Source organism: Amphibacillus sp. Q70 (assembly GCF_052055485.1).
Taxonomy (GTDB): domain Bacteria; phylum Bacillota; class Bacilli; order Bacillales; family Amphibacillaceae; genus Amphibacillus.
Map to the genome: position 1 here is coordinate 1129678 of NZ_CP197171.1, position 11808 is coordinate 1141485.

Here is an 11808-nt window from a genome sequence, read left to right on the forward strand (position 1 = left end):
CATCGAAACCCATTGTTGCCCCGAGTTTTACGAACAGTTAGCTGTGATAAAATAAAAAGTTTCACGTGGAACAATTTAAAAAAACAGCATGTAACAGCCCTGTAATTTTGAAAAAAACAAGCTTACAGGGCATAATACTATGATTTGACTAATTAGTATTCAAGTATTATTAACTTGAGTTTTAGTCTAGCGAAAATTATAATGGAAAAGAAGTAACGTTCATTTGAGCGGGGAATATCATTAAGGAGTGGAATATTGAATGGCATTGACAGCAGGAATTGTTGGCTTACCGAATGTCGGGAAATCGACATTATTTAACGCAATCACACAAGCAGGTGCAGAGTCAGCAAACTATCCGTTTTGTACAATCGATCCAAACGTTGGGATTGTAGAGGTACCTGACCATCGTTTGAATAAATTAACTGAATTAGTCAAACCGAAAAAAACAATACCAACGGCATTTGAGTTTACAGACATTGCAGGTATTGTAAAAGGAGCAAGCAAAGGGGAGGGATTAGGTAATCAGTTTCTCTCACATATCCGTCAAGTGGATGCAATATGTCATGTTGTTCGTTGTTTTCAGGATGATAATATTACCCATGTATCCGGGAAGGTAGATCCAATTTCAGATATTGAAACAATTAACCTTGAGTTGATCTTATCTGATCTTGAAACCATCCTAAAACGAATTGATCGTGTTGAAAAATTAGCACGTCAAAAGGACAAAGAGGCTATCTTTGAATTTGAGATATTATCAAAGTTAAGAGATGCCTTTGAAAATGAGCAGCCAGCTCGTTCCCTTGAATTTACTGATGAACAACAAAAATATGCTAAAGGGTTACATCTATTAACGCAAAAACCAGTTCTATATGTAGCGAATGTTGCTGAAGATGAAATATTGCAAGCTGGTCAGAATCCAAATGTCCAAAAAGTGCGTGAGTATGCAGATAAGGAAAACGCAGAGGTTGTTGTGATTAGTGCAAAAGTAGAATCTGAAATTGCAGAATTAGATGGCGAAGAGAAAGAAATGTTTCTAGAAGAGTTAGGCATTCCAGAATCAGGTTTGGATCAATTGATTAGAGTAACATATCATCTATTAGGTTTAGCTACTTATTTCACAGCAGGAGAGCAAGAGGTAAGAGCATGGACCTTTAAAAAAGGGATAAAAGCGCCTCAAGCAGCAGGTATTATTCATACAGATTTTGAACGTGGGTTTATTCGAGCGGAAACAGTCTCCTATGATGATCTCCTAGATGCTCGTTCGATGGCTGTTGCGAGAGAAAGAGGAAAGGTTCGTTTAGAGGGGAAAGACTATTTAGTAAAAGACGGGGATGTTATTCACTTTCGTTTTAATGTCTAGATTTAGTACTGTTTGGAATCTAATCAGTAAAATAAATTCTTTTAACGCTTGCTTTAGCAGGCTTTGTTTGTTATAATTCTTGATTGTGAGTAATGAAAATTATTACTCCTTGTTCTTTGTTTTATCAAAGGACCGCTAAGACCAAAAGGAGGTGCATACGGATGAGAAATTATGAAATCATGTACATCATCCGCCCAAATATTGAAGATGAAGCTAAAACAAGTGTTGTAGAACGCTTCAACTCAATTCTTACTGATAATGGTGCGGAGATTACAAAAGTTGATGAAAAAGGCAAGAAACGTCTTGCATATGAAATCAATGATTTTCGCGATGGCTACTATGTTATCGTTAATTTCAAAGGAGATGAGAATGCGGTTAATGAATTTAATCGTTTAGCAAAATTCTCTGATGATATTATTCGCCATATGGCAATTCGCGAAGACGACCAATAATAGGGAGGGGTTCTCATGTTAAATCGTGTCGTATTAGTCGGCAGGTTAACGAAGGATCCAGACTTACGCTATACTGCAAGTGGTATTGCAGTAGCCAATTTTACCATAGCTGTAAATAGACCATTTTCTAATCAACAAGGCGATCGCGAGGCAGACTTTATTAATTGTGTGGTTTGGAGAAAGGCTGCTGAAAATTTAGCCAACTATATGAGCAAAGGTAGTCTCATTGGTGTTGATGGCCGGATTCAAACAAGATCTTACGATGGACAAGATGGGAAAAGGGTTTATGTTACAGAAGTTGTAGCTGATACTGTTCAATTTTTGGAAAGTAAAAATAGTAACAGAGGAGCTTCAACCGGTGGTGGCGGACAAGGGTCTGGAAGTTATCAATCTGAGCAACACCAGAACCAACAGCATATGCCAAGTCAAAATGAATCAAATCAACAACAAAGTAATATAAATGATAATTTAGAACCAATTGATATATCAGATGATGATTTACCATTTTAGTAAGTAAAGGAGTGTTTTAAATGGCACCTCGTCGCGGTGGACGTTCAAGACGTCGTAAAGTATGCTATTTCACATCAAATGGCATTACACACATTGACTACAAAGACGTTGATCTGTTGAGAAAGTTCGTTTCAGAACGTGGCAAAATTCTTCCACGTCGTGTAACAGGAACTTCAGCGAAATATCAACGTAAATTAACAAAAGCAATTAAACGTGCACGTCAAATGGCATTACTACCATTTACGGCTGAATAAATCATAACCCAAACAAAGCCTATTTTTTCTGTTTTAGACACAGGTTGTCTAGTACAGGGAAATCAGGCTTTTTTTATTGTGGGTCATTCACTGATATGGCATAAAAAAAGACTGGGCAGGGGTTTTCTCGATTTTTCTAACTAATTAACAACAAATCGACAGTTAATATTCATAAAAAACAGGTTTAGTATGATTGAAAAAAGGAATAATTAAAAATAATTAAATTTTCTTTGATCAAAGTGAAGCTTCAATCAGTAGAGGATTATCCTATTGCTAACTAGTCTATGATAAAGTTCAAATGAAAGAGAGGTTGATGTTATGTTATTTGAGTTAATGAGAAAAAGAGAAGGCGTATATAATGAAGATAGGAAGGAGCGAACGGAAAATCGTCCAATAGAAGAAGCTACGGTCCCAGAGTACCTCGTATTTCCGCTAGCCATGCATATTGGCGCACCAGCCGAGCCTACTGTTGAGAAAGGTGATAAAGTAAAAGTTGGCACATTAATCGCTGAAAAAGCTGGCTTTATTTCTGCTAATGTTCATTCATCCATATCAGGAGAAGTTATTGATATTTCCGATCAGCCTACAATCAAAGGAATCGCACCATGCATTACCATCAAAAATGACTACAAAGACCTTGAAGAACCCCCATTATACAGTGAAGATGAAGAACTATCTGTAGACCAGATGATAGAAATAATAGAGAAAGCAGGTGTAGTTGGGATGGGTGGCGCTACCTTCCCCACATCTGTAAAATTATCTCCACCAGCTGAAAAAACAATTGATACTTTAATTATTAATGGGGCTGAGTGTGAGCCTTATTCGACCGCAGATCATCGTTTAATGGTTGATCATGCTAAGGAGCTCATAGATGGAGTGCGAATTCTAGTAGATATTTTATCTGTTGGCACGGTTCACATAGCATTAGAAAGCAACACACATGATAGTGTTGAAGAGATGAAAAAAATATTAGATAAAGTAGATCACATTAATATCGTTGAGCTCGAAACAATTTACCCACAAGGATCTGAGAAAAACCTAATCAAAAAGCTAACAGATAGAGAAGTTCCAGCAGGTGGTCTACCAGTAGATGTACATACTGTTGTTGTAAGTGTTGCAACAACGTTAGCCATCTATGAAGCCATTCGATCAAGACGTCCAACGGTCAAAAGAATTACAACGATAACAGGTGAACCCATTCAAGAGCCAAAAAATCTTTTGGTGAGGGTGGGTACACCAATTAATCATTTAATTGAGGAATGCCAAGGGTTTCGCTCTAAACCAGGTAAGGTAATTCATGGAGGTCCCATGATGGGCATACCAATAAAATCAGGACGAATACCTGTGACTAAAGGAACCTCAGTGATTACTTTTTTAGAAAAGGAAGAAGCCGTTCGATCAGAACGTACCCCATGTATTCAATGTGCAGAATGTTTAAATGTATGTCCAGTTAGTTTGCAACCGATCCTAATTAGTCAAGCTTATGAGAATGGTGATATTGAAGAAGCCGAGAGGTTAGGCGCAATGGATTGCATTGATTGTGGCAATTGTTCATATATTTGTCCATCAAAAATCCCTCTGTTAGATAATATACGATCAGCCAAAAAAGAGATTCGTGCACGTCAGGAGGAGCAATGATGGGAGATGGCCAATTATTCATATCAGAAAAAGTGTTGACGACACCTTCGCCACATCTATATTCTAAACGAACATCTTCATGGATTATGCAACAAGTCTTGATTGCACTCTTATTCCCAACTATTGCAGCGACTTATTTTTTTGGGTGGCGCGTTGTCTTAATGGTGGCAGTAGGTATTATTTCAAGTGTTGGATTTGAATACTTATATCAAAGGGTACGTGGATTCAATGTGACAATTTATGATTATAGTGCTGCTGTAACAGGGATGTTAATTGGACTTAGTCTCCCTGTTACAGCACCGATCTGGAGTATTGTCTTGGGTAGTGCATTTGCGATTTTAGTCATTAAGCAGTTACCCGGCGGTATTGGTAGAAATGCGTTTAACCCAGCAGTTGCAGCACGTGTGATGTTAAAAGTGTTTTTTACACCTTGGATTACTAATTGGGTAACACCAGAGCCAGATGTTGTCGCGACGGCAACCCCGTTAGAGTACATTGGTCATCATTCAACAACAGTCTCTAATGAGGTTCCTAGCTTATGGGATTTATTTATTGGTACGGGCTTAGGAGGAAATGTTGGTGAAACCTCGAAGTTAGCCATTATTATTGGTCTGATCTATTTAGTGATTAGGGGCATTATAAATATTAAAATTCCATTATTATATGTCCTAACCGTTGCAGTAATAACTGCTATTTATGGGGATTTTAGCTTTATCTACATGATGACCCATGTTTTGAGTGGTACATTATTGTTTGCTGCTACTTATATGGCAACAGATTATAGTTCAGGTGCATTAACCCCTGATGGAAAAACAATATTTGCGATCGGATGTGGTATTTTAACAGCAGCCATTCGAATCATATTTGATTTTCCTGGCGGAGTCGGCTTTGCTATTTTGATTATGAATGGACTGGCTCCATTAATTGATAAACATTTTGCTCCAAGAATTTATGGTCATAAAAAAAGACCGGTACAGGAAAATTCCTGATCAGCTAAAATGCTAATCAGCTAGGATGACTAAAAGTCGTCGAAAAAATGTTGACATTTATTTAAAACATGCTATTATAAATAAAAATTCTAAATTATTAGAAAATATCCCAAAGACAATGATGAAGACATGTTTGTTGATACAAAAGGATTAGAGAGCTGGTGGGTGGTGCAAACCAGTATTTTGGTTAACAAATTCCACTTCTAAGTCTTTAAGCTGAACATTCAGTAAGCTTAAACGTTCATGTACGTTACACATTTGACCAATAAGAGCTGATTTAATTGAATCAGTAAAATTAGGGTGGTACCGCGAAGATAATAACAATAACTTTTCGCCCCTTACGATTTAACGTAGAGGGCGGGAAGTTTTTTAATTTCTCTTGAAGGGGGCATAGCAGGTTGGGTTACTCAAGCTGAATTACTTTTTAAAATGAATAATAATTATAAGGGGAATGATTAAATGACTTATCGAGTATTAGTAAGTGATCCTCTCAGTGAAGATGGCATTTATCCATTAAGAGATGCTGAAAACATTGAAGTGGATATAATAACGGATTTAACACCTAAGCAATTAACTGAGAAAATTGTTGACTATGATGCGTTATTAGTTCGTAGCCAAACAACGGTAACGAGGGAAATTATTGAAGCAGGTAAACAATTAAAAATTATCGGTCGTGCGGGTGTTGGTGTGGATAATATTGATCTTGAAGCAGCAACGGAAAATGGGGTTGTTGTTGTCAATGCTCCTGATGGCAATACGAATTCAGCTGCTGAACATACCATTGCCATGTTGATGGCTTTAGCAAGGAAAATTCCACAAGCTTATTATGCCTTAAAACAGCAAAAATGGGATCGTAAAACCCATGTAGGTGTTGAATTAAAAGGAAAAACCCTAGGGGTGATTGGCTTAGGGCGAATTGGTCGGGAGGTTGCTTTAAGAGGAAAAGGTCAGCGGATGAATGTGATTGCCTATGACCCATTTTTAACAACAGATAAAGCTGAACATTTAGGAATTAAACAAGGAACTGTTGAGGAAGTTGTAGAAGCGGCTGATTTCTTAACGATACACACACCATTATTAAAAGAAACCAAATATCTTATTAATAAAGAAATGATTGCTCGAATGAAAACAGGGGTTCAAATCATTAATTGTGCTCGTGGAGGTATCATCGATGAAGAAGCACTACACCAAGCAATTGTCGATGGAAAGGTTGCGGGTGCTGCTCTTGATGTTTTTGAACAAGAGCCGGCAACAGATAATAGATTACTTGAGCTTCCACAAGTGATTGCCACACCGCATTTAGGAGCAAGTACAGTTGAAGCACAAGAAAGTGTTGCTATCGATGTTAGCCATGATGTTGTTCGATTATTAAATGGTGATTTAGTTAAGAATCCTGTCAATATGCCATCCGTTCCAAAAGATATTATGAAGCAAATTGAGCCGTATTTCTATCTAGCCGAAAAACTAGGTTTGTTCTTAACCCACCTTACAGATGAAGTGATTGAGCAGATTAATATTTCCTATTCCGGTGAGCTGCATGATGTTGAAGTCGGTCCAATTACGCGAAATACAGTCAAAGGTTTATTAAAATATCACTTTGGTGATCATATTAATGATGTCAATGCCGCTTACCTAGCAGAGCAACAAGGCCTTGTTATAAATGAGCACAAAACGAGTCATACCAAAGGATTTACAAATTTAATAAAAGTAGAAATTAAAACAAAATCAGGCACAAAGGCGGTCGCAGGGACTTTATTAAAAGGATTGGGTCCGCGAATTGTTCAAGTAGAGAATTATAGTGTCGATCTAGCTCCAGAAGGTCATCTTATTCTGATTCGACATAAAGATCAACCGGGTGCAATCGGAAGAGTGGGATCTCAACTCGCTAAGAAGAATATTAATATTGCAACCATGCAGGTTGGGCGTGCTGATATTGGAGGAGCTGCAATCATGCTTTTAACAGTTGATGTAAAAGTAATGGATGAAGACTTGCAAATCCTTGTTGATTTAGAAGATATTTATCAAGTAAATGCAATCGAGATTTAAATATAAGATGAAAGTAAGGGCTGTTACACAAAAGATAAGTTGTGTAACAGCTTTTTTCTATCAAAAAACAAGGGATCACACACTTTCTAGTGAATGTTCATCTCATCTGCGGAGGGGGGCCCTCTATATCCATATTCTATTTGTTTATGAATAAATCTTTTTGTTCCACCCTCTTGATCGATTACTTTTCTTAACCTGACAGCATTGGTGTCTAGTCGTTCTAAAAAACCACGACTTGCGTTTCGCGGGGATTGATGCTTACGGAAAGTGGAACATACCTCACCTGTGATCATTTCCCTTATATCCATATCGTGTTTGTTTGTATCTAGAATAACTTTTTGTTCTAGTCTCTTTATTTTTAGATCGTCTGTGTACGAATATTAGCTTTTTCCTTTCGAAAGTTATATCTTAATCGAATTAAAAATCCGACAGCTGCACTCGTTAAACCAATTGAAATACCGAGCCATAATCCAAAGGGACCTAGATTTGTCATTGTAGCTAATAGATATCCTGTTGGTAAACCAAGTATCCAATAGGAAGTAAAGGCAATAAAAAATGGTATTTTCACATCTTTATAACCACGTAAAACTCCTTGCAATCCAGCTTGTATAGCATCAGAAAGCTGATAAAGTATCGTTATTAAAAAGAGCTGAGCTGCTAGCTGAATGGCTTCAGCATCGTTTGAGTATAACCGAGCGATATGTTCGCGAAAGAAAAAGATGAAAATAGCAGTAATACTCAATGCACCGACACCGCCTAGCACACCTAAAAAACTATATTGTTTAGCAGCATCTATTCGTTTGCCACCCACAGAATAACCAACGACAATTGTTAATGCCATCGAGACAGATAGAGGAAGCATAAAAATTAATGATGAAAAACTGATTACAATTTGATTGGCTGCGATCATTGCCGTTGAAAACATGATGCCAATTATTAAGGTAACAACAGAAAAAATGCTGGATTCAAAGAAAATGGACAGACCGATTGGGATTCCAATTGTAAGTTGTTCTTTCCATGCTTTAAATGATGGCTTGACCCATTGAACAAATAGCTGGTAATGTCTAACTGTATTAAGTTTAAATGTCATAACTATACTCAAGATAAGAATAATACAATACGTTAGAGCTGTTGCATAACCTGCCCCAATCCCACCAAGTTCTGGTAAACCCAACTTTCCAAAAATTAAACAGTAGTTTAACCCAACATTAAATGGTACAGCAAGTACTGTAATCAACATTGAAATACGAGTAAATCCTTGAGCGTCATAGAAGTTCCTTAAAACATTTGATATAAATAACGGAATAATTCCAGTTGAAAGTCCAAGTAAATAATGTAAGGCGATATGTTTAACTTCAGGATCTAAATCCATTAAATTAAGTATTGGTGATAGAGCAAAGGTGCCAACTAAAATAATCAATCCAGCAATGACCGTCGCTAAATAGATCGCTTGTGTAACCGTGTAATGAATGCGATCTTTTTGACCTCGTCCTAAGTATTGAGCGATGATTGGAGTGACTGCTAGCAGAATGCCATTCATCCCTGTAAAAACAGGTGACCAAAGGCTCGCACCAATGGCTACACCAGCCAAGTCTTCTGTTCCAACTCGTCCAGCCATAATGGTATCGACTAAGTTCATCAACGACAAACTTATTTGTGTGATCATTATAGGCCATAAGATTTTTAAGAATAACTTTATTTTTTCTTTTAATGTTTCTGCATGGTACATAATACTTTCCCCCTTAACTAGTTAATTGAACCTCTTAAGGTTCAATTTAAGTGTAGTCCTCAGTAAAATTGAAATAGGGGTCTGATTATATCCATGTTTAGCAAATAACTATTGTGCTTCATGTTTAATTTTAGCGATACTAAAGTTTAATTCGTCCCCCGGCTAATAAACATTCGTTAGAATATCTTAGCAAAGAAAGCTAAGAAAGACAATCTAAATATAGTGGGTAAAATCATTCGGCGATGACCTTACCCACTAATCTTAGTATATTTATTGTTCGCTAATCTTTTTGTTAGGCAGAGGGGGTCGATTCTGATTCAGATAAAAATATATAGTTTATTATAACAGCTAAAATTTACGTGCGAATTTCTGAATCTACACTTGAATTTTAGCTTTTATGCACAAAATATAAAATTTACGCTTGAATGCGGAGAAATAATCCATTTGAACCATCAAGCAACGAGACGTTATCTTTTAGAGAGTCGTATGAAAAATCTGTTGAAACATTTTTTCTTCCTTGTGCATCTCTCTCTTTTAATGAAGGTATTATGACAAGTTATCAATAATAGGTAGGATGTCAATAAGAGATGGCACTTCATATGTTGGCTTCACTTCTTTAGCGATTTTGTTGTGATGATTAATCCAAATATTTTTAATCCTTGTCCGATTTGCTCCAAGTATATCGGTCATTAAATTATCACCAATCATCATTACTTGATCGGCTGGTACATTTGCTTTTTCTAGGGCAAATTTAAATATTTTTGGGTCTGGTTTTCCATAACCAAATGCACCAGAAATAATGATAGAGTTCATATATTCAGAAATTTCAGGTGTGATAGCTAATTTAGTTTGTTGTAAAGATGGTGAGCCATTTGTTAATAGTAAAAGTTGATATTTTGTCTTTAATTGATCTAATACTGAATAGGTATCTGAATAGACAAAAGGATGCTTTTTTCGTTCGATAATAAATTGTTCAGCTAGTTTTTTACCTAGCTGTCTATCTTCTATTCCACAAGCTTTTAAGCCATTTGTCCAAGCATCCACTCGATATTCCGGCATCAGTTGATGCATTTTCTGAAAATCATCACCCTCATCATCAAAGGTTCCCCATAACCCTTCAAAAGGATTAATACCAATCATTTGCGTAAATGGATAGGTTGAATAATTTTGATATAATTTAGTAGCTTCAATTCGAACAGCTTTTTCAAGTTTTTCAGGATTGAGGTTCGAAACACTTTTACAAGTGGCTTCAAAAGCCTTTTTGATACTTTGCTTATCCCATAATAGCGTATCATCTAAATCAAAAAAAATCGTCGTAATCATTAAAGTTCTCCTTTATGACGTGATTATGCTCATTATAACAAGGAATCGTGATAAAAAGAAATGCTATTATGTCACTCATACCTCAGCATGGGTGCATCCAGCCTTTTTTATTATCATAAATAACATCGTTTTATCAATGAAAGTTAAAAAGTTAGACAATTGAATTGTTTGTTTTTTTCCACTGATCTAGCTATAATAATTAGTATATCTTTAGATATACTAAGATTCTAATGGATCGAAGTCAATGCGTTTATAACATGTTGATAAATCATAACACTTAATGATCGAGGCACAGCGTCAATGCTGTGCTTTTTCTCACATTAAGAATATATTAAATTTTAGTTAAGCAATAAATTTGAGAGTGCATAATTTCTTATGCCCAAGGAATTAGAGAAATGAACACAGGTATGCTCGTCGAATGTTACAAAATGACTCAAGATTGTCATGTCAATTAAGAAAGCAACATGGAGTCTATTCAAAAAGCATTAATGAAATAATCCATGGGTTGTCTAATGAAAAGTTATTTTACAAATAATGAGGTGTAGTTGATGCAAAATCAAAAAAACAAAATAATTAGAGAAGGTCTCATCTTTGGAGCCATTTTTGTTGCTCTATTGTTACTCACAATGTTTATTCCATCGATAGAGCTCGTTACGCTGTTTATCCTGCCAATTCCAGTTGCAATCTACGGTTATCGCTACGGTTGGAAAGTTTCAGCTTTGCTAGGGTTGATTATCCTTTTATCTATTTCGGTCTTTGCTTTTTATTTCTTTGTTATCTCGCTTCCTTTAGCGTTGATAGCTATATTAGCAGGAGCTTTTATTGGCGAATCCATAAAAAATCAACGACATCCTTATGAAACATGGAGTCGTGGTACAATTGGTTTTGCGCTAGGATTCCTAGTTTTAATCTTGATTGTTGAGTGGCTTTCAGATGTTAGTCTCGCCACAGAGTATCAGCTAATGATTCAAGAATCTTTAGGTTCCACACAATTACTATTAGAGCGAGCAGGGATTGATCTAACAACGGAAGATATCAGCATGATTGAACGCCAGATGATGGTGTTATTAGACTTAATCCCATCTATTTTAATTATCGTATCCATGATTTATGGCTTTATTACGCAATGGTTGACCCATAAAGTTTTAAATAAATCAGATCATACCCAATTATCATTTCCTGCTTTTCGTTTGTTTCAACTGCCTAAAATAGTTTTATGGATTTACTTTATTGTTATTATTCTTTCATGGTTTGATTTTGAAAGTATGTTAATGATAGACACAATTATCCTTAATGCTTCAGTGATTCTTGGTATTCTTTTTTCAATTCAAGGTTTTTCCTTTATTTTATATTTCTTAGCTAAAAAGAAGCAACCAACGTTTGTTTCAGTACTTGTTATTATCTTTTGTCTATTATTTTTACCTGTAGGGATGTATCTAACAAGAATCTTAGGTATAATTGATGTAGGTTTTATGCTAAGAAAGAGAATAATCTGATCTGATTCGTG

At 36.1% G+C, this 11808-nt stretch carries 10 protein-coding genes and 1 other annotated feature; of the genes, 8 read left to right on the forward strand and 2 right to left on the reverse strand.

The window, feature by feature from the left end; translation table 11 throughout:
- Positions 1-259: 259 nt before the first annotated feature.
- The 7 genes from ychF (at position 260) to serA (ending at position 7249) form a co-directional block, all read left to right on the forward strand.
- A complete protein-coding gene (ychF, locus tag ACS127_RS05280; RefSeq protein ID WP_440897385.1) occupies positions 260-1360 on the forward strand; it encodes a redox-regulated ATPase YchF in 1101 nt (366 codons plus the stop codon).
- Positions 1361-1521: 161 nt separating this feature from the next.
- Positions 1522-1812 (forward strand): 30S ribosomal protein S6, encoded by a 291-nt coding sequence (rpsF, locus tag ACS127_RS05285; RefSeq protein WP_440897386.1) that lies wholly within the window; start codon positions 1522-1524, stop codon positions 1810-1812.
- 15 nt (positions 1813-1827) lie between these two features.
- On the forward strand, positions 1828-2322 hold the full coding sequence (gene ssb / locus ACS127_RS05290) for a single-stranded DNA-binding protein (protein ID WP_440897387.1): 495 nt from the start codon (positions 1828-1830) through the stop codon (positions 2320-2322).
- 20 nt (positions 2323-2342) lie between these two features.
- Entirely contained in the window at positions 2343-2576 is a 234-nt protein-coding gene (rpsR, locus tag ACS127_RS05295) for a 30S ribosomal protein S18 (protein WP_440897388.1), read from the forward strand.
- A 318-nt stretch (positions 2577-2894) separates the two neighbouring features.
- Complete coding sequence (gene rsxC / locus ACS127_RS05300) at positions 2895-4214, forward strand: electron transport complex subunit RsxC (RefSeq protein WP_440897389.1); 1320 nt, start codon at positions 2895-2897, stop codon at positions 4212-4214.
- Positions 4214-5203 carry an RnfABCDGE type electron transport complex subunit D gene (locus ACS127_RS05305; protein ID WP_440897390.1) on the forward strand — a complete coding sequence of 330 codons (990 nt, stop codon included), beginning with the start codon at positions 4214-4216 and terminating at the stop codon, positions 5201-5203. Before rsxC ends, ACS127_RS05305 begins: the two co-directional genes overlap by 1 nt.
- 109 nt (positions 5204-5312) lie before the next feature.
- Positions 5313-5545: a binding site (T-box leader), on the forward strand.
- 117 nt (positions 5546-5662) lie between these two features.
- Positions 5663-7249, forward strand: a complete 1587-nt coding sequence (serA, locus tag ACS127_RS05310) for a phosphoglycerate dehydrogenase (protein ID WP_440897391.1) — start codon at positions 5663-5665, stop codon at positions 7247-7249.
- A gap of 358 nt (positions 7250-7607) precedes the next feature.
- Here the strand turns inward: serA and ACS127_RS05315 are convergent, their stop codons facing one another.
- Both ACS127_RS05315 and ACS127_RS05320 read right to left on the reverse strand, forming a co-directional pair.
- Complete coding sequence (locus tag ACS127_RS05315; RefSeq protein ID WP_440897392.1) at positions 7608-8978, reverse strand: MATE family efflux transporter; 1371 nt, start codon at positions 8976-8978, stop codon at positions 7608-7610.
- 546 nt (positions 8979-9524) lie between these two features.
- The gene (locus ACS127_RS05320) at positions 9525-10301 is read right to left on the reverse strand and encodes an HAD family hydrolase (protein WP_440897393.1); all 777 of its coding nucleotides are present in this window, start codon (positions 10299-10301) and stop codon (positions 9525-9527) included.
- Positions 10302-10849: 548 nt separating this feature from the next.
- On the opposite strand from ACS127_RS05320, the gene ACS127_RS05325 reads away from it, so the two are divergent.
- On the forward strand, positions 10850-11797 hold the full coding sequence (locus ACS127_RS05325) for a YybS family protein (RefSeq protein WP_440897394.1): 948 nt from the start codon (positions 10850-10852) through the stop codon (positions 11795-11797).
- Positions 11798-11808 lie beyond the last annotated feature (11 nt).